16 protein-coding genes are annotated in these 18,872 nt (G+C 67.3%); 12 read left to right on the top strand and 4 right to left on the bottom strand.

Annotated features, from left to right (window positions below):
- The first annotated feature begins 52 nt into the window (after positions 1–52).
- The 8 genes from mutL (at position 53) to OP497_RS08895 (ending at position 9,851) form a co-directional block, all read left to right on the top strand.
- Positions 53–2,017 carry a DNA mismatch repair endonuclease MutL gene (mutL, locus tag OP497_RS08930; protein ID WP_280547851.1) on the top strand — a complete coding sequence of 655 codons (1,965 nt, stop codon included), beginning with the start codon at positions 53–55 and terminating at the stop codon, positions 2,015–2,017.
- A gap of 172 nt (positions 2,018–2,189) precedes the next feature.
- A complete protein-coding gene (miaA, locus tag OP497_RS08925; RefSeq protein ID WP_280547850.1) occupies positions 2,190–3,128 on the top strand; it encodes a tRNA (adenosine(37)-N6)-dimethylallyltransferase MiaA in 939 nt (312 codons plus the stop codon).
- Positions 3,129–3,251: 123 nt separating this feature from the next.
- Positions 3,252–3,497 (top strand): RNA chaperone Hfq, encoded by a 246-nt coding sequence (hfq, locus tag OP497_RS08920; protein WP_280547849.1) that lies wholly within the window; start codon positions 3,252–3,254, stop codon positions 3,495–3,497.
- Between the two features lie 8 nt (positions 3,498–3,505).
- Positions 3,506–4,822, top strand: a complete 1,317-nt coding sequence (gene hflX, locus OP497_RS08915) for a ribosome rescue GTPase HflX (protein WP_280547848.1) — start codon at positions 3,506–3,508, stop codon at positions 4,820–4,822.
- A gap of 150 nt (positions 4,823–4,972) precedes the next feature.
- Entirely contained in the window at positions 4,973–6,211 is a 1,239-nt protein-coding gene (hflK, locus tag OP497_RS08910) for an FtsH protease activity modulator HflK (protein ID WP_280547847.1), read from the top strand.
- A 2-nt stretch (positions 6,212–6,213) separates the two neighbouring features.
- A complete protein-coding gene (hflC, locus tag OP497_RS08905; RefSeq protein WP_280547877.1) occupies positions 6,214–7,098 on the top strand; it encodes a protease modulator HflC in 885 nt (294 codons plus the stop codon).
- A gap of 188 nt (positions 7,099–7,286) precedes the next feature.
- On the top strand, positions 7,287–8,483 hold the full coding sequence (locus tag OP497_RS08900; protein WP_280547846.1) for an ATP phosphoribosyltransferase regulatory subunit: 1,197 nt from the start codon (positions 7,287–7,289) through the stop codon (positions 8,481–8,483).
- 72 nt (positions 8,484–8,555) lie between these two features.
- Positions 8,556–9,851 carry an adenylosuccinate synthase gene (locus OP497_RS08895; protein ID WP_280547845.1) on the top strand — a complete coding sequence of 432 codons (1,296 nt, stop codon included), beginning with the start codon at positions 8,556–8,558 and terminating at the stop codon, positions 9,849–9,851.
- Between the two features lie 83 nt (positions 9,852–9,934).
- Here OP497_RS08895 and cobO read toward each other — a convergent pair whose 3' ends face one another.
- Together cobO and OP497_RS08885 are read right to left on the bottom strand one after the other, a co-directional pair.
- A complete protein-coding gene (gene cobO / locus OP497_RS08890; RefSeq protein WP_280547844.1) occupies positions 9,935–10,534 on the bottom strand; it encodes a cob(I)yrinic acid a,c-diamide adenosyltransferase in 600 nt (199 codons plus the stop codon).
- An 81-nt stretch (positions 10,535–10,615) separates the two neighbouring features.
- Positions 10,616–12,112: a RimK family protein gene (locus tag OP497_RS08885; RefSeq protein ID WP_280547843.1), complete on the bottom strand. Its 1,497-nt coding sequence runs from the start codon at positions 12,110–12,112 to the stop codon at positions 10,616–10,618.
- Positions 12,113–12,281: 169 nt separating this feature from the next.
- On the opposite strand from OP497_RS08885, the gene OP497_RS08880 reads away from it, so the two are divergent.
- From OP497_RS08880 to pepN, 4 genes are all read left to right on the top strand, one after another.
- Entirely contained in the window at positions 12,282–12,782 is a 501-nt protein-coding gene (locus OP497_RS08880) for an N-acetyltransferase (RefSeq protein WP_280547842.1), read from the top strand.
- 69 nt (positions 12,783–12,851) lie between these two features.
- The gene (locus tag OP497_RS08875; protein WP_280547841.1) at positions 12,852–13,337 is read left to right on the top strand and encodes a YajQ family cyclic di-GMP-binding protein; all 486 of its coding nucleotides are present in this window, start codon (positions 12,852–12,854) and stop codon (positions 13,335–13,337) included.
- A 114-nt stretch (positions 13,338–13,451) separates the two neighbouring features.
- A complete protein-coding gene (locus OP497_RS08870) occupies positions 13,452–13,829 on the top strand; it encodes a YbaN family protein (RefSeq protein ID WP_280547840.1) in 378 nt (125 codons plus the stop codon).
- 84 nt (positions 13,830–13,913) lie between these two features.
- Entirely contained in the window at positions 13,914–16,547 is a 2,634-nt protein-coding gene (pepN, locus tag OP497_RS08865; protein ID WP_280547839.1) for an aminopeptidase N, read from the top strand.
- A 212-nt stretch (positions 16,548–16,759) separates the two neighbouring features.
- Here the strand turns inward: pepN and OP497_RS08860 are convergent, their stop codons facing one another.
- Positions 16,760–17,047 (bottom strand): hypothetical protein, encoded by a 288-nt coding sequence (locus tag OP497_RS08860; protein WP_280547838.1) that lies wholly within the window; start codon positions 17,045–17,047, stop codon positions 16,760–16,762.
- Positions 17,048–17,172: 125 nt separating this feature from the next.
- On the bottom strand, positions 17,173–18,771 hold the full coding sequence (locus tag OP497_RS08855; protein ID WP_280547837.1) for a cation:proton antiporter family protein: 1,599 nt from the start codon (positions 18,769–18,771) through the stop codon (positions 17,173–17,175).
- Positions 18,772–18,872 lie beyond the last annotated feature (101 nt).

Raw genomic sequence — 18,872 nt, 5'->3', positions numbered from 1 at the left:
CTAGATTACTGGCAGCATTTGGGCTTACGGCTTACGGCTTAGACGGAGTGACATGTCAGAGAAGCGACACATCCATATCCTCGATCCCCGCCTGGCCAACCAAATCTCGGCCGGCGAGGTGGTCGAGCGTCCTGCCTCGGTGGTCAAGGAGCTGGTGGAGAATGCCATCGATGCCGGTAGTCGACGCATCGAGGTCGATCTGGAGAATGGCGGTGCCCGAACGATCCGCGTGAGGGACGACGGCAGCGGTATCGGCGAGGACGACCTGCCGTTGGCGCTGTCGCGCCATGCCACCAGCAAGATCCTCTCCCTGGAGGAGCTCGAGGGCGTGGCGAGCCTGGGGTTCCGCGGCGAGGCCCTGGCATCGATCAGTTCGGTCTCGCGCCTGGAACTGGTCTCCAATACCGACGAGGACCCGCGCGGCGGCTGGCGCGTGGTGGCCGAGGGGCGGCGCATGGAACCGCGCGTGACCCCGGCCCCGCATCCTCGCGGTACCTCGGTGACGGTTCGTGACCTCTTCTTCAATACCCCAGCACGGCGCAAGTTCCTGCGCACCGAGAAGACCGAGTTCGGCCACGTCGAGGAGGCCTTCCGGCGCCAGGCGCTGTCGCGTTTCGACATCGGCTGGGTGCTGCGCCACAACCACAAGACCCTCCACCAGCTGCCGGCGGGGGATGACCCGGTGGCCCGGGAACGCCGTCTGCAGTCCCTGCTCGGCAAGGCCTTCCTGGAGAATGCCCTGCACCTGGACCTGGAGGTGGGCGGCCTGCGGCTGTGGGGCTGGGTCGGGCTGCCGACCCACTCCCGGGCCCAGGCCGACCAGCAATACTTCTTCGTCAATGGCCGGGTGGTGCGCGACCGCCTGGTCGCGCACGCCATCCGCCAGGCCTACCGTGACGTGCTCTTCCACGGCCGCCACCCGGTGTTCGTGCTCTACCTCGAGGTCGACCCCAGGGTGGTGGACGTCAACGTCCATCCCACCAAGCACGAGGTGCGATTCCGCGACGGACGCATGGTCCACGATTTCCTGTTCTCGAGCCTGCACCGCGCGCTGGCCGAGGCGCGGCCCGGCGAGGGCGGCGAACGCGACGATGCGCCCGAAACGCCGGAGTCGTCGGACGGCGTACGCGAGGCGGCGCCGGCCTGGCAGCAGCAGCCGATGGCGTTGCCCGGCCGCGAGGCATCGGGCGACGGGCCTGGTGATAGCGGTCGCGATAGAGTGACGCCCGACCGCGTCCGGGCATTTATGGAAGGCTACCGGGCGCTACATCCCGATCACGAGGAGAGCCTGCTGACCCCGCAGCCCGCCGCCCCGGCCCCTGGCGGCAGCGCCGCGGGCGTGGCCCTCGAGGAGCGTCGCTCCTCGAGGGCGGCCCGGGCCCCGCACCCGGCAATGCCCGAGGAGGACGCGACCCGCGCGCCGCCGCTGGGCTATGCCGTGGCCCAGCTGCATGGGGTCTACATCCTCTCGCAGACCGAGCGCGGCCTGGTGGTGGTGGACATGCACGCCGCCCACGAGCGCATCGTCTACGAGCGAATGAAGACCGAGGTCCATGGCGCCGCCAGGGGTGAAGGTGGATTGCAGGCCCAGCCGCTGCTGGTGCCGGTGTCGCTGGCGGCGAGCCCCGCCGAGGTGGCCACCGCCGAGGCCGAGCATGACGCCTTCGCGCGTCTCGGCGTGGAGCTCGACGTGGCCGGCCCCGAGACCCTGCTGGTGCGCCAGGTCCCGGTGCTGCTCGCCGATGCCGACGTGGAGCCGCTGGTGCGTGACATGCTCGCTGACCTGGAGCGCTATGGCCGCTCCGACCGGCTCGAGGCGCGCATCAACGAGCTGCTTTCGACCATGGCCTGTCACGGCAGCGTGCGGGCCAATCGCCAGCTGGGACTCGAGGAGATGAATGCCCTGCTGCGCGACATGGAACGCACCGAGCGCAGCGGCCAGTGCAACCACGGCCGCCCCACCTGGACCGAGATGAGCATGAAGGAGCTGGACCGCCTCTTCCTGAGGGGGCAGTAGAATCCGCAACACTTCCACCTGCGTGGCGAGAAGCGCCGGTGGCAGGCCGAAGAGGAGGTCCTACGCCAGGGATGGCGTCGGTAGCGCCCAGGGATGGGTTCACAGCGCCTCCTCGAAGGCATGCCGCCGGGCAAGCTTCTCAGCGCCAAGCCTGAGAGAGCCCGAGAACTTCATGCCAGATTCGCGCCCTCCCGCCATCCTGCTGATGGGGCCCACCGCCGCCGGCAAGACCGACCTGGCCATTGCCCTCCACGAACGGCTGGGCGGCGAGCTGGTCAGCGTCGATTCGGCCATGGTCTATCGTGGCATGGACATCGGGAGCGCCAAGCCCAGCGCCGAGGAGCTGGCTCGGGCGCCGCACCGGCTGATCGACATCCGCGACCCGGCCGAGCCCTATTCCGCCGCCGACTTCCGTGAGGACGCCCTGCGCGAGATGCGCGCGATCGGCGATGCCGGCCGGATCCCGCTGCTGGTGGGCGGCACCATGATGTACTTCAAGCGCCTGCTCGAGGGAGTGGCCAACCTGCCCGCGTCGGACCCGGCAGTGCGCGCCGAGCTCGAGCGCCAGGCGGCCGAGCACGGCCTGGCATCCATGCACGCGGAGTTGACCCGGGTCGATCCGGACTCGGCGGCGCGCATCCATCCCAATGATCCCCAGCGGCTGATGCGGGCGCTGGAGGTCCAGCGTGCCAGTGGTCGCACGCTGACCGAGTTGTGGGCCGAGCAGCACCGTGAAACCTTTCCCTTTCGCACACTGTCGATAGGCCTCGCGCCGGCGGATCGTGGCGTGCTCCATGCGCGCATCGCCCAGCGCTTCATGGCGATGCTCGATGCCGGGTTCCTCGACGAGGTGGCGGCCCTGAGGGCGCGCGGCGACCTCGCGGCCTCCCTGCCCGCCATGAAGAGCGTGGGTTATCGTCAGGCATGGGCCTACCTGGAGGGCGAGTTCGGGCGTGACGAGCTCGCGCGGCGCGGGATCATCGCGACCCGCCAGCTGGCCAAGCGCCAGCTGACCTGGATGCGCAACTGGCCGGGGCTGTACCGGGTCGACAGCCTGGGCCCCGATCCGCTGGGCGAGGTGTTGAAACTCGTGCGCGAATTCGGCACTTAGCGTAAGATGGGCCTTTCGGTGGCCGGGTGAACAGGCCCCTCAGGCTATGCAGCGTTGCCCCCTGGCGGGAGCGACGAAGACCGACATAACATCAACCCCCAGAGACACTTCAGGGAGAGCAACATGTCCAAAGGGCAGTCCCTTCAAGACCCGTACCTGAACATCCTGCGCAAGGAGCGCATTCCGGTATCGATTTTCCTGGTCAACGGCATCAAGCTGCAGGGCCAGATCGAGTCGTTCGACCAGTTCGTCATCCTGCTGCGCAACACCGTCAGCCAGATGGTCTACAAGCATGCCATCTCCACCGTGGTGCCGTCGCGCAACGTGCGCCTACCGGCCCCGGATGCGCAGCCGGACCCTGATGTGTGAGGTATTGATTGTTTTTTGAACGTCCCGACGCCGGCGAGACGGCGATCCTCGTCCATGTGGATTTCCAGGACGAGCAGGAGCGCGAGGATGCGGGAGAGTTTCTCGAACTCGTGCGCTCGGCCGGTGTTGAGCCGGCCACCCTGATCACCGGCAGCCGCAAGCGCCCCGATTCCCGCACCTTCGTGGGCTCGGGCAAGCTCGAGGAGCTGCGCGAGGCGAAGGCCGTGCATCACGCCGAGCTGGTGATCTTCAACCATGGCCTGAGCCCCTCCCAGGAGCGCAACCTGGAGCGCGAGCTCAAGTGCCGGGTGATCGACCGCACCGGCTTGATCCTCGACATCTTCGCCCAGCGCGCCCGCACCCACGAGGGCAAGCTGCAGGTGGAACTCGCCCAGCTCGAGTACATGTCGACCCGGTTGGTGCGCGGCTGGACGCACCTGGAGCGCCAGAAGGGCGGCATCGGCCTGCGGGGGCCGGGCGAGACCCAGCTCGAGACCGACCGCCGCCTGCTGCGGGCGCGCATCAAGGCGATCCACAAGCGGCTCGACAAGGTGCGCAGCCAGCGCAGCCAGAATCGTCGGGCCCGTTCCCGGGCGGAGATCCCCAGCGTCTCGCTGGTAGGCTACACCAACGCCGGCAAGTCCACGCTCTTCAACGGACTGACGTCCGCCAGGGTCTATGCGGCCGACCAGCTCTTCGCTACCCTCGACCCGACGCTGCGTCGCCTCGAGATCGAGGACGTGGGGCCGGTGGTGCTCGCCGACACCGTGGGCTTCATTCGTCACCTGCCCCACAAGCTGGTCGAGGCCTTCCGCGCCACCCTTCAGGAGGCCGCCGAGGCCTCGCTGCTGGTGCATGTGATCGATGCCGCCGACCCCGACCGCGAGCTCAACGTCGCTCAGGTCGAGGCGGTGCTCGACGAGATTGGTGCCCTCGAGGTGCCGACCCTCAAGGTGATGAACAAGATCGACCTGCTCGACAGCGCACCGCGCATCGAGCGCGACGGGGAGGGCCGGCCCGAGGTGGTCTGGCTCTCGGCTCGCGAGGGCAAGGGGCTCGAGTTGCTGGAACAGGCGCTCTCGGAGTGCCTGGCCGATGACATCATCGACTTCGGGCTCTGGCTGGCCCCCGAGCAGGGCAGGCTGCGGGCCGGGCTGCACGACCTCGGCGCGGTGCGCGGGGAGCGCTTCGATGACGAGGGGCATACCCTGCTGGAGGTGCGCCTGCCACGGCGCGACTTCCTGCAGCTGATGGCGCGACTGGGCGAGCGCGCCGACGACTACTTGCCGGTGGCGCTGCAGGCGCCGCCGGTGTGGGAAGCGTGACGCGAGGAGCCGGACCGCTGGCGAGCAGGCCAGTGGCCACAACCTGATGACAGGGACGCCGGGCTGCGCCGGGCGACACCCGCAGGATCGCAACCGATGTCCGCCGCTGGCACGCCCGTGGCGGGATGCAACGCATAGTGGAGACGACGTATGGCCTGGAATGAGCCTGGTGGTGGCAACCAGCACGACCCCTGGAGTGGCGGGGGTGGCCGCGGCGGTAATGGCGGCGGTGGTAGTGGTGGCGGAGGAAAGGGCGGTGGCAATCAGGGGCCGCCCGACCTCGACGAGGCCCTGAAGAAGTTTCAGGACAAACTCAACAACATGCTGGGTGGCCGTGGCGGCAAGAAAGGTGGCTCCGGTGGCAAGGGCGGCGGTGGCAAGCCACGCAATGCCTTTACCCTGCCGGGCCTGCTGATCGTGGTCGCCCTGGCCATCTGGGCGGCCTCCGGCTTCTATCTGGTCGACCAGTCCGAGCGCGGGGTGGTGCTGCGCTTCGGCAAGTTCCAGGAGGTCGTCACGCCCGGTCTGCAATGGAACCCGCCGCTTATCGACGATGTGCGCATGGTCAACGTGACCCGGGTGCGTTCGCTGACCCAGACACAGTCGATGCTGACCCAGGACGAGAACATCGTCGAGGTCGAGATCTCGGCCCAGTATCAGGTCGCCGACCCGCGCGACTTCGTGCTCAACGTGCGTGATCCGCAGCTCTCCATCGAGAATGCCCTGGACAGTGCGCTGCGCCACGTGGTCGGCGGGACCGACATGATCGAGATACTGACCTCCGGGCGTGAGATCCTCGGCAGTTCGGTGGCCAGCCGCCTGCAGTCCTACCTGGACAGCTACGGCACCGGGATCCTCCTGCAGACCATCAACGTCGAATCCACCTCGCCGCCGGATGCAGTCCAGGATGCGTTCGATGACGTCATCCGGGCCCGCGAGGACCGCCAGCGCACCATCAACCAGGCCACCGCCTACGCCAATGCCATCATTCCCGAGGCGCAGGGCCAGGCACAGCGCCTTGTCGAGCAGGGCCAGGGCTATCGCGAGTCCGTGGTCGCCGAGGCCCGTGGCCAGGCCAACCGCTTCAACGCGCTGCTCGTCCAGTATGAGACGGCGCCGTCGATCATGCGTGAGCGCCTCTACCTGGATGCCCTCAGCGAGGTGTTTGCCAATACCTCCAAGGTGATGGTCGACGTGTCCGAGGACAGCCCGCTGATGTACCTGCCGCTCGACCAGCGTCCCGGCGGTGGCAGTGCCGGCAGCGGCGCCAGCCAGGGCGAGCAGGGCGAATTGGACCCGCGGGTGCTTGAGCGCATGCGCTCAAGCCAGTCGTCGAGCAGCAACAGCAGCAACAGCAGCAACAGTGGAATCCGCAGGGAGGGCCGCTAATGATGATCAATAATCGTTCCCTGCTCGTCGTCGGTGGCCTGGCCGCCCTCGCCTGGCTGGCCAGCAATAGCCTCTACGTGGTCGACGAGACCGAACGGGCGGTCAAGCTGCGCTTCGGCGAGATCATCGAGGAGAACATCCAGCCGGGATTGCACGTCAAGATCCCGATCACCCAGACGGTGCGAACCTTCGACACTCGGCTGCTGACCCTGGATACCGATCCGAGCCGCTACCTGACCCTCGAGCAGAAGGCGGTAATCGTCGATTCCTACGTGCAGTGGCAGGTGATCAACCCCACCCAGTACTACGAGGCCACCGCCGGTGACGAGATGATGGCCCGGCGCCTGATCCAGCCGCGGGTCGACGAGAGCCTGCGTAACGAGTTCGGTCGCCTGAACCTGCAGCAGATCATCGCCGAGCGTCGTGATGACCTGATGACCGGACCCACCGAGGACCTCGATGCACTGTTGCGCGACGAGCTGGGCGTGGCGGTCCGCGACATCCGTGTCAAGCGCATCGACCTGCCGGAGCAGGTCTCCTCGGCGGTCTACGAGCGCATGCGCTCCGAGCGTGAGCGCCAGGCGCGCGAGTGGCGCGCCCAGGGCCAGGAGGAATCCGAGCGCATCCGCGCCAACGCCGACCGTCGTCGCCAGGTGCTGCTGGCCCAGGCCAACGAGCGCTCCGAGACCCTGAGGGGTGAGGGCGACGCGGAGGCCGCGGCGATCTTCTCCGATGCCTATGGCAAGGACGAGGAGTTCTTCAGCTTCTGGCGCAGCCTCAATGCCTACCGCGACAGCTTCGCCGGTGACGACAACATGCTGGTGCTGGATCCCTCCAGCGACTTCTTCCAGTATCTCAAGAGCCCACAGGGCGCGGGCGGGGAGTGACTGTCCCGGCGGGCGGTGCGCCGCCCGCCGCCCGGGGTTCAACCGGCCCGCAAAGGTGGTAGAATCCTATAACCGGGCGTGGCCCGGTTTTTTTGTGGCTTCTCCACTCCGGCGCTCCCGTTCGCCAGCACGCCTCGCGCGACTCGGGCATCGTCGCAGGCCAACCATCGTCTTGCAGGATGAACGACATGACCATCGCTGACCGCTGGCTGCTCCCCGACGGCATGGACGAGGTACTGCCGCCTCAGGCCAGCCGCATGGAGGAGCTACGCCGTGCGTTGCTCGACCTCTATCACCGCTGGGGCTACGATCAGGTGATGCCCCCACCGGTGGAGTTCCTGGACTCCCTGCTCACCGGCACCGGGACCGACCTCGATCTGCAGACCTTCAAGCTGACCGACCAGATGACCGGCCGCCTGATGGGCGTGAGCGCCGATGTCACCCCTCAGGTGGCGCGCATGGATGCCCACTCCCTGCGCCGCCAGGGGCCGGTGCGACTCTGCTACTGCACCAACGTGCTGCGTGCCAAGGCCGACCAGCATCAGGGCGGCCGCAGCCCGGTGCAGGTCGGCGTGGAGCTGTTCGGCCACGCCGGCCTGGAGGCCGACCTGGAGATCCTGCGCCTGGCACTGGCCAGCCTGGAGACCGCCGGGGCGATGGAGATCCACCTGGCGCTGGGCCATATCGGCATCTACCGTAGCCTGGTGGAGGCCGCGGGGCTGGACGCCGACCAGGAGCGTGCGCTGTTCGACGCCCTGGCCCTCAAGTCGCCGGGCGAGCTGGCATCGCGCGTGGAGGAGGGCGTGCGCGATCCGGGGCTGGCGGCGATGTTCCGCGCCCTGGGCGACCTGCACGGGGGGCTCGAGGTGCTGGAGGCGGCCCGCGAGGCCTTCGAGGAGGCGCCCCAGCCCGTGGGCGCGGCGCTGGACCAGCTGCGTGCCCTGGTCGACGGGGTGCTTGCCGAGTACCCCGGGGTCGAACCCTACTTCGACCTGGCCGAACTGCGGGGCTACCAGTACCACACCGGCATGATGTTCGCCGCCTATGTGCCGCACTACGGCCAGGCGCTGGCCAAGGGCGGGCGCTATGACGATACCGGCCGTGCCTTCGGCCGCGCCCGGCCGGCGACCGGCTTCTCCATGGACCTCAAGCTGCTGGCCACCCTGGCTCCCGCGGAGCCCGAGCCGGACGGCATCTGGGCTCCGGCCGAGGGCGAGGGGCTGGCGGAGGTCCTGCAGGCACTCCGCCAGCAGGGCGAACGGGTCGTCCAGGCGCTGCCCGGGCAGCGCACCGGTCCAGCGGAGCACCGCTGCGACCGCCAACTGGAATGTATCGAGGGTCGCTGGGAGCCGCGCCTCCTGGGGACGCCACAGGACCGGGCCTGAGGGCCCGCAGTCAATGACCTCGGCCCTGGGCCTTTCCACGGGCGCGGTGCCGCAACGAGAGACGAGAGCACAATGGGCAAGAATGTAGTCGTACTGGGCACCCAGTGGGGTGACGAAGGCAAGGGCAAGGTGGTCGACCTGCTCACCGAATCCGCATCCGCGGTGGTGCGCTTCCAGGGCGGGCACAATGCCGGGCATACCCTGGTCATCGACGGCGAGAAGACCGTCCTGCACCTGATCCCCTCGGGGATCCTGCGCAACGACAAGATCTGCGTGATCGGCAACGGTGTGGTGCTGTCGCCCGAGGCGTTGATGGAGGAGATCCGCGAGCTGGAGAGCAAGGGCGTGCCGGTGCGCGAGCGCCTGCGCCTGTCGCCGGCCTGCCCGCTGATCCTGCCGTACCACGTGAGTCTGGACCAGGCGCGCGAGAAGGATCGGGGTATCGCCAAGATCGGCACCACCGGCCGCGGCATCGGCCCGGCCTACGAGGACAAGGTGGCGCGTCGCGGTCTGCGCCTCGGCGACATGCTCCACCGCGAGCGCTTCGCCTCCAAGCTTGGCGAAGTACTTAGTTATCACAATTTCGTGCTGACCCAGTACCATGGCGTGGAGCCGGTGGACTTCCAGAAGGTGCTCGATCAGGCGATGTCCATGGCCGAGGAGCTGCGCCCCATGGTCTGCGACACCGTGGGCCTGGTCCACGAAATGCGCCGCGCCGGCGAGAACATCCTCTTTGAGGGGGCCCAGGGCTCGCTGCTCGACATCGACCACGGCACCTACCCCTTCGTGACCAGTTCCAACACCACCGCCGGCGGCACCGCCACCGGCTCCGGCGTGGGACCGCTCTACCTGGACTACGTGCTGGGCATTACCAAGGCCTATACTACCCGGGTCGGCTCAGGCCCCTTTCCCACCGAGCTATTCGACGACCACGGCCGTCATCTGGCGAACAAGGGCCATGAGTTCGGGGCCACTACCGGTCGCGCGCGTCGCTGTGGCTGGTTCGATGCCGTGGCCCTGCGTCACGCCGTGCAGATCAACTCCGTGTCGGGCCTCTGCCTGACCAAGCTCGACGTGCTCGATGGCCTGGAGAACATCCGCGTCTGCGTGGGCTATCGCAGCAAGGACGGCGAGGTGCTCGACACCCCCGTGGACTCCGAGGGGTACGAAGCCATCGAGCCGCTCTACGAGGACCTTCCAGGCTGGAGCGAGTCCACCCTGGGGGCGCGTCGCGTCGAGGACCTGCCGGCCAACGCGCGCTCCTATATCAGCTTCCTGGAAGAGAGGGTGGGGACCTCCATCGACATCATCTCCACCGGGCCGGATCGCAACGAGACCATCGTGCTGCGCAATCCCTTCGAGGGCTGACCGACGACGCGGTGGCTCGCGAAGGCGCAGGTACAAGAAGGCCCCACGTGAGATGGGGCCTTCTTGTATTCGGCAGCGGTCGCTCAGAAATCGATGCCGCGGCGGGCCTGGAGCCCGCTGTTGAAGGCGTGGCGCACCTCCTGCATCTCGGTGACGGTATCGGCCATGGCGGTAAGCTCCCGGTGGGCATTGCGCCCAGTGATGATCACCGTCTGCTCGGCGGGGCGATTCGCCAGCGCCCGTTTCACGTTGGCGATATCCAGGTAACCGAACTTGAGCATGTAGGTGATCTCGTCGAGTACCACCAGATAGACGTCCGGGTCGGCGAGCATCCGCTCGGCCTCGGCCCATACCTCGCAGCAGGCCCGGGTATCCGCTTCGCGGTTCTGGGTGTCCCAGGTGAAGCCGGTGGCCATGATGGCCACTTCCAGGTTGGGGTCCTCCGCCAGCCGCTCGCGCTCGCCGCACTCCCAGAGCCCCTTGATGAACTGCACCACGCCGACCTTGTAGCCGTAGCCCAGGGCGCGGGTCACGGTGCCCCAGGCGGCGGTGGTCTTGCCCTTGCCATTGCCGGTGAAGACCAGCAGTAGCCCGCGCTGCTCGGTGGCCTCGGCGACCTTCTCGTCAACGCGGGACTTGAGCTTCTGCATGGCCTGCTGGTGGCGGGTATCGCGATCGCTCATCGGGGCTCCATTCTTTGTACAAGATCTGTCCAGGAAAGCGACAGCATACGGCAGAATCGCGCGGGCGTCAGCCTGTCCGGCTTACATCCGTTCGCCGACACGGGCCTCCATGCGAGCCAGGAAGACCCTCATGATGCGCTCGTAGAGCGCGCGGCCGAGCACGGCATCCTCGATGCCGGCGTCCACGTTGGGGTTGTCGTTGACCTCGATCACCACCACCCGCTCCCCGGCCTGCTTGAGATCCACGCCGTAGAAGCCGTCGCCGATCAGCCGAGTGGCCTTGAGCGCCGCCTTGATCACGGCCGCCGGAACCTCGGCGGGGGTATGGGTGGTAAAGCCGCCGCTCTTCACCCGGGCGCCGGAATGATCGTAGATCTGCCAGTGGCCGCGGGCCATGAAGTAGCGGCTGGCGAACAGCACTTGGCCATCGAGCACGCCGATCCGCCAATCGTACTCGGTCGGCAGCCATTCCTGGAGCAGCAGCAGGGCCGAGGTGGCGAACAGGCGCTCGGCCTCGTGTTCGAGCTGCTGCGTGGATTCGACCTTGACGATGCCCCGTGAGAAGGCGCCGTCGGGAATCTTGAGCACCAACGGGAAGCCGAGGTTGGCGACCCGTTCCTCGAGCGGGCGGCGGTCGCCGCGCTTGAGCAGGATCCCCTTCGGCGCCGGAACGCCGCGGGCCCGCAGCAGGGCGTGCAGGTAGACCTTGTTGGTGCAGCGCAGGATGTCGCGGGGCGCATCGATCACCACCAGCCCCTCGTGCTCCGCCCGTCGCGCCATGCGGTAGGTGTGGTGGTCGAGGGCCGTGGTCTCGCGGATAAACAGGCCGTCGAACTCGGCGAGCCGGCCGGCATCCTTGCGGGTGATCAGCGAGACATCGATGCCGAGCTTGCGTCCGGCGCGGATGAAGGCCTTCAGCGCCCCGCGGTTGCTGGGGGGCAGGGCCTCCTGCGGATCGACCAGGATCGCCAGGTCGAAGCGGTAGCGGCGCCGTGCCTTGGGGGTGCGCCATACCTTGCGGGAGTGGCGGTTCAGGGCCGTGGCAAACAGGTCCTGTTCCTCGGGCGCCAGGTCGCGCAGGCGCAGTGGCTTGAGCCGCGCCAGTCGCCACGCCTCGTGGCGACGCACCAGGCGTGCCTCGAGCAACGGGCAGGGCAGTCGCTCAAAGAGCCGGCGAGCCAGCGGCGCCAGGGCCGGCTCTCGGCACTCGCCGAACAGCACCCGCAGTGTGAGCTGGTCGCCGGCTAGCGATCCTCGGCGGGCCAGGTCGCCAAGCAGTGGGGCCAGGCCGTCCAGTTGCAGGTCGACCAGCGCCTTGCGCCCCAGGGCATTGAGGGTCTCGACCGCGGGCAGTACCCGCTGTCCCCGCGCCTGGGCCAGCAGCGAGACATAGTAGCCCGTGCCGAGGTAGTCGAGTTCGCCGCACAGGTTGATCACCTGGGTGGTGCGACCCTGCTCCTCGCCGTTGCGGTGTTGGTGATCCTGGGCGAGGAAGTCGTCGGCGGTCACCAGGTCTTCGGAGGGGTAGTAGGGCCGCCAGTCTTCTGGTCGGTCGACGACGATGCGCAGCGGGCACATGGCTGAGGGGTCCGATTGGGGCGGCGACGTGCCGCTGGAATGCGGCCAGCATGCTCCTGAGCTCGCCCCTGGACAAGCCGGGGCTTGAGTGAAAAGATTTCATGGTCAAAGCCGGTGACAGCGATATTGGCCATGATCACAATCGTGGCGAGATTTCCGGAGATGTGAGATGACCGTCACCCTGCGCCATGCCCTCGGCCGTGACCTGGATGCCCTCTACCGCCTGGAGCAGGTGGCCTTTACCGGCGACCGTTTCAGTCGTCGTCAGCTGTGGCACCTGCTCAACCGCGCGCATGCCTTGACGCTGGTGGTCGAGCAGCGGCCAGCCGATGGCGGCCCCCCGAGGTTGCTGGGGTACGGTACCTTGCTGTTTCGTCGCGGCACCCGCCGTGCCCGACTCTACTCCTTCTGCGTGCATCCCGATGCGCGCGGCAGTGGCCTGGGCCGGCGGCTGCTGGAGACCCTGGAGGCTGAGGCGTTGGCGCGTGATGCCGAGGTGCTGGGCCTCGAGGTGCGCGCCGACAATCGCGTGGCGCTGGGACTCTACCAGCGGATGGGCTTTCGCCTTGAGCGCTGGCTGGACGACTACTACGAGGACGGCTGTGCGGGCTGGCAGATGGCCAAGCCGCTGCGGGCCGAACAGGGGGCCGCGTGGGCCCGCGAGGGCTGATAGAATCGCGCCATTCGCCCCTCTTTACTAGCGATCAGCCATCCACCAACCCTCTACCGGGATATGCCCATGCCTTCCTTCGACATCGTTTCCGAGTTCGACAAGCACGAAGCCAGCAACGCCGTGGACCAGGCCAACCGGGAGATCCAGACCCGCTTCGACTTCAAGGGGGTCACCGCGAGCTTCGAGCTCAACGGCGAGACGGTCTCGCTGGAGGCCGAGGTCGACTTCCAGCTCAAGCAGATGCTCGACGTGCTGCGCAACAGGCTCATCGCGCGCGGCATCGATGCTCGCTGCATGGACGTCCAGGAGCCGGTGCTCTCCGGGGTCCGCGCCCACCAGGAGGTGACCCTCAAGCAGGGGCTCGACCAGAAGGAGGCCAAGGAGGTCGTCAAGCGCATCAAGGAGAGCAAGCTGAAGGTCCAGACTCAGATCCAGGGCGAGAAGGTGCGGGTCACCGGCAAGAAGCGCGACGATCTCCAGGCCATCATGGCCCTGCTGCGCGGGGAGGGCGGCCCCGACCTGCCGCTGCAGTTCGACAACTTCCGCGACTGACGGTCGCCTTGATCCGGGGCAGTCCGATGGCGTCCATAGCCGTTGGCGATTGGCACAGGATGGCAGAATGCCCTTCAATGAGAGGAACACCTGACTACCGGGAGTGAGCGATTGATGCCCGTCGTTCGTCGTGTCGCCTTCCTGGCCCTGGCCTGGGTCAGCTTCGGGCTGGGCGTAGTGGGGGCCTTTCTGCCGCTGCTGCCGACCACCTGCTTCATGCTGCTGGCGGCCTGGGCGGCCTCGAAGGGCTCCCCGCGCTTTGCCGCCTGGATCCATCAGCATCCGCGCTTCGGTCCCGCCGTGGTGGCCTGGGAGGGCGAGCGGGCGATTCCCCGCCATGCCAAGTGGCTGGCCTCCGCCATGCTGGCCGTCTCGATGCTGGTTCTCGCGCTCACCGTGAGCCTCTGGTGGCTCAAGCTGTCGCTCATCGCGGGGCTCTGCCTGGTGGGCGCCTGGATCCTGTCGCGCCCCGAGCCGGTCGTCATCCGCTGATCACGACGGCGCGTCGCATTGCTTTGAGCTCCGGGCGCGGGGCGCCGTACAATGGATGGCAATCACCGACAGGAGCCATCCTCGATGTCAGAACCGCAGCCGATCCATCTGAGTGACTACCGTCCGCCCGCCTACCGTGTGACCCGTACCGAACTGACCTTCGACCTCGACCCGAACGCCACCCGGGTCAAGGCACGCCTTCACGTCGAGCGCCACCCGGAGCGCGAGGCCGGGGCCCCGCTGGCGCTCGACGGCGAGCAGCTTGCCCTCAAGACCATCGCCATCGATGGCCAGCCGCTGGAGCCGAACGAGTACGAGGTCGGCGAGGCCGGACTGGTCGTACACCGGGTGCCGGAGGCCTTCCTGCTCGACACCGAGGTCGAGATCGCCCCCGACGGCAACACGGCCCTGTCGGGGCTCTACCGCTCGAGTGGGATGTTCTGCACCCAGTGCGAGGCCGAGGGCTTTCGGCGCATCACCTTCTATCCGGATCGTCCCGATGTCATGGCGACCTTCTCCACCACGCTGATCGGTGACGTTGAGCGCGAGCCGGTGCTGCTCTCCAACGGCAACCCGGTGGAGCGTGGCGAGCTGCCCGGCGGTCGCCACTTCGTCACCTGGGAAGACCCGCATCCCAAGCCCAGCTACCTGTTCGCCCTGGTGGCCGGTGACCTCAGCAAGGTCGAGGATCGCTTCACCACCGTCAGCGGGCGTGACGTCACCCTGCAGATCTGGGTCGAGGAGGAGAACCTCGACAAGACCGACCATGCCATGGCCTCGCTCAAGCGTGCCATGCGCTGGGACGAGGAGGCCTATGGCCGGGAGTACGACCTGGACCTCTTCATGATCGTGGCGGTCAACGACTTCAACATGGGCGCCATGGAGAACAAGGGCCTCAACATCTTCAACTCGGCCGCGGTGCTGACCCATCCCCACACCGCCACTGATGCGGCCTTCCAGCGCGTCGAGGGCATCGTCGCCCACGAGTACTTTCACAACTGGTCGGGTAACCGCGTCACCTGTCGCGACTGGTTCCAGCTCTCCCTGAAGGAGGGCTTCACGGTATTCCGTGACCAGTGCTTCTCGGCGGAGACCAACTCGGCGCCGGTCAAGCGCATCGAGGACGTCTCCTTCTTCCGCACCGCCCAGTTCGCCGAGGACGCCGGTCCCACCGCTCATCCGGTGCGCCCCGACCACTACATCGAGATCGGCAACTTCTACACCCTGACCATCTACGAGAAGGGCGCGGAGATCGTGCGCATGCTCTCGAACCTGGTGGGCATGGAAGCCTTCCGCCGCGGCAGCGACCGCTACTTCGCGCGCTTCGACGGCCAGGCCGTGACCATCGAGGACTTCGTGGACTGCATGGCCGAGGCCTCGGGCCAGGACCTCTCCCAGTTCCTGCGTTGGTACTCCCAGGCGGGGACCCCCGAGATTGATGCCCACGGCGAGTACGACTACGCCAACGCCGAGTACCGCCTGATCCTGCGTCAGCGGACCCCGGCGACCCCCGGCCAGCCGGACAAGCAGGCCCTGCATATCCCGGTGCGCCTGGGCCTGGTGGGCACCAAGTCCGGCCGCGACCTGCCGCTGACCCTGGAGGGTGAAACGCTTGGCAGCGATGCGGTGATCCACCTGCGCGAGGAAGAGCAGGAGTTCCTCTTCACCGATCTCAGCGAGGCCCCGGTGCCTTCGCTGCTGCGCGGCTTCTCGGCGCCGGTCAAGCTGCACTTCCCCTATGGTCGCGAGGACCTGGCCTTCCTGCAGGCCCACGACTCCGATGGCTTCAACCGCTGGGACGCCGGGCAGCGCCTGGCCCTGCTGGCGCTGGACGACTTGATCGCGGCCCATCGCAATGGCGTCGAGAAGGTGATGGACCCGCGGGTGGTCGAGGCGTTACGCGCGCTGCTGGCGGCGGAGACCGACGACGAGGCAGTGCTGGCCCAGATGCTGACGCTGCCCTCCGAGGCCTACATCGCCGAGCAGCAGCCGGTGGTCGACGTGGATGCCATCCATGCCGCCCGCACCTTCGTCAAGCAGCGCCTGGCCCTGGCGCTGCGTGACGACTTCCTGCGCATCTACGAGGCGCACCGCGTCGACGCCCCCTATGCGCCGGAACCGCAGCAGATCGCCGCGCGCAGCCTGAAGAACGTGGCGCTCTCCTACCTGATGGCCATCGAGGATGAGGCGGGGCTGGAGCTCGCCCGCAAGCAGTTCGAGGCGGACCACAACATGACCGACGTGCGCCATGCCCTGACCCTGCTGGTGCACAGCTCGCGCGGCGACATCGCCGACCCGGCCCTCAAGGCTTTCGGCGAGACCTGGGCCCACGACCCGCTGGTGATGGACCAGTGGTTCGCCATCCAGGTCACCCGCCCGCAGCCGGACGTGCTCGACCGCGTCACCTTCCTGATGCAGCACCCGGCCTTCTCGCTGAAGAATCCCAACAAGGTGCGGGCACTGATCGGGACGTTCGCCAATCAGAATCCGGTGAACTTCCACCGGGCCGACGGGGCGGGCTACCGGCTGCTGGCCGATACCGTGATCGAGCTCAACCGCCTCAATCCGGAGATCGCCGCACGCCTGATCACCCCGTTGACGCGCTGGGCACGCTTCGACGAAACGCGCCAGGAGCTGATGAAGGCCGAACTCGAGCGTATCCGCGCCGAGGAACTCTCGCCGAACGTCTATGAGGTGGTGGAGAAGGCCCTGGCCTGAGAAAAGGGTAATTTCCTGATAGTTAAAAAGTGGTTGATCGCAAATCGGCGTGACGATGGTGCCCTCGCCATGCCCGGTGCGCTGGCGCTTACCGAGCCTACGGGGTCAGATGGCCAGCCGGTATCGTGCGGTTAACGATCACGCCAGTCTGCGATGAACCAAAAAAGTGCCGCTCTTCGGGGCGGCGCTCTTGCGTCGGGGCAGGGGTGGAGTCAACGGATAAGCCAGCTCAGTACCGTCACGCCCAGCAGCCACCAGATCAAGGTGGCGACCAAGGCTCGGCGCATCAGGGCGGCCAACCCTTTCCACAGCAACCATAGGCCGATCACCAGCACCACCAGGTTGATCAGCGTAAGGGGAATGCCCAGCGACCCGGAGAGGCCCTGCATGAAACTGCGGGCCGCCTCGCCGATATTGGCAAAGAAGCCGATGAGGCCATCGACGATGAAGCGGATGAATTCTCCGAAGGCGTTGCCGATGAAGGCGAAGGCGTCGTCCATGGGTGGCGAGTTCCAGTCTGAATGGGAGCGGTCGTGTTCGATGCCCCGCAGGGCCTGCCCGAGGGGCAGTCGGCGTCACGCCAGGGCCCGAGTATCGCGAGAAGCGCCCCGGGGTGGCAAGTCGCTCACCCCAGTTGACTGGCACGGGAGACGACGCCGGCCTCCTCGGCGGCGCTGTCGGCCAGTGCCCGGCCGGCCTCGTCATAGACGTGGAAGACCGCATTGGCACCCAGCTCGCGGATCGGCTCGATCTCCTCGGGGTATTCCACCACGGCGGTGATACGGCCCGGGAACTCCCTGGAGCGCAGCTGCTTCAGCGCGAAGAGGTTACCCGCATGGTGCGGCATGGCCAGCACCACCATCTGGACGCCATGGGACATCAGCAGCTTGTCCCAGAAGTCGGAGTCGACGGCATCGCCCTCGAGGATATTGAAGCCCCGCGTCCCCAGTTTCTTGACGCTCTGGGGGTTGCTGTCGATGCCCAGCACGCGCAACCCGTACTCCTTCTGCAGGCGACGGTAAACGCTGCGGCCGATGCGGCCCATGCCCAGCACCACGGCCTCGGCGTCGCCGACCTCGATCGGGCGGTCGCTCGGCGAGAGCTCCGCCACGGCGATCGGCGGGAGCCGGGGTTCCAGCCAGCGGTAGAGCCCCTCGCTGACGCCGTTGAGGATCGACGAGAATCCGAAGCTCAGCGCCACCGCCAGAGAAATCACTACCAGCCACTCCGCTGGGAGCCACTCGTTGGACACCGCGATGGTGCCCACGATCAGGCCGAACTCCGAGTAGTTGGATAGGCTAAGGGTAGCCAGCAGTGAGGTGCGGTGTCGCATCCGGAAGCGCATGAAGACGAGCTGATAGATCAGGCTCTTCACCGGCAGGATAAGCACCAGTAGCAGGGCGCTGCCGAGCATCTCGGTGCTGGGCATCGCCGTCAGCCCGATGCTCAGGAAGAAGCCCACCAGCAGCAGCTCCTTGAGGCTGAACATCGAGCGAGCGAGGGTCTGCGCCGAGGGGTGGGGTGCCAGCAGCAACCCGATGATCAGTGCCCCCAGGTCGCCCTTCACGCCCACCGACTCGAAGAGGGAGTAACCCAGCACCAGGGCCAGCAGCATGCCGAACAGGATCTGCATCTCACCGTGGCCGAGTCGGTCGAGCAGGTTGCGCAGGACCGGCGCCAGGGGGATCAGCAGCACCAGCCCCAGGGCCCAGGGGCTCGGCAGCTCCCCGGTAGAGGCGGTGATGAAGATCACCGCAAAGATGTCCTGCATGATCAGCACGCCGATGGCCAGGCGCCCGTAGGCGGTTTGGGTCTCGCTGCGCTTCTCCAGCACCTTGACCACGAAGACCGTGCTGGAAAACGAGAGCGCGAAGCCCAGCAGGCCCAGGGTGTGCCAGCCCGTGCCGTCCAGCAGGCCCAGTCCCAGCCACTTGAACAGGGATAGCAGCGCCACCATCAGCAGCGTCGAGGCCAGCATGTGCAGGGAGGCGCTCCCCCAGACATCCCGCCGCAGCAGGGTGCGCACGTCGAGCTTCAGGCCGATGGTGAACAGCAGCAGGGTGACCCCGATGTGGGACAGGGTTTCGAGCAGCGGGGTGTTGTTGTAGCCCAGGGCGTTGAGCACGAAGCCGCCGGCGAGGAACCCCACCATGGGCGGTAGGCGCAGCCCCAAAGCGGCCAAGCCGCCCAGAAAGGCCGCGAGAAGAAAGGCCGGTTCGATCATGCACACTCCCTGTTCGGCACGCTTCGGCAAGACAGATAGTGTAGGGAAGTCGTAAGGTGATTGGCATTCAAGATTCGGCGTACGACCTCATCCGGCGACGG

This window comes from Halomonas sp. 11-S5 (assembly GCF_029889825.1).
GTDB lineage: Bacteria > Pseudomonadota > Gammaproteobacteria > Pseudomonadales > Halomonadaceae > Halomonas.
The sequence above is the reverse complement of the archived record's forward strand: the minus strand, read 5'-3'. Positions and strand labels throughout refer to the sequence as shown.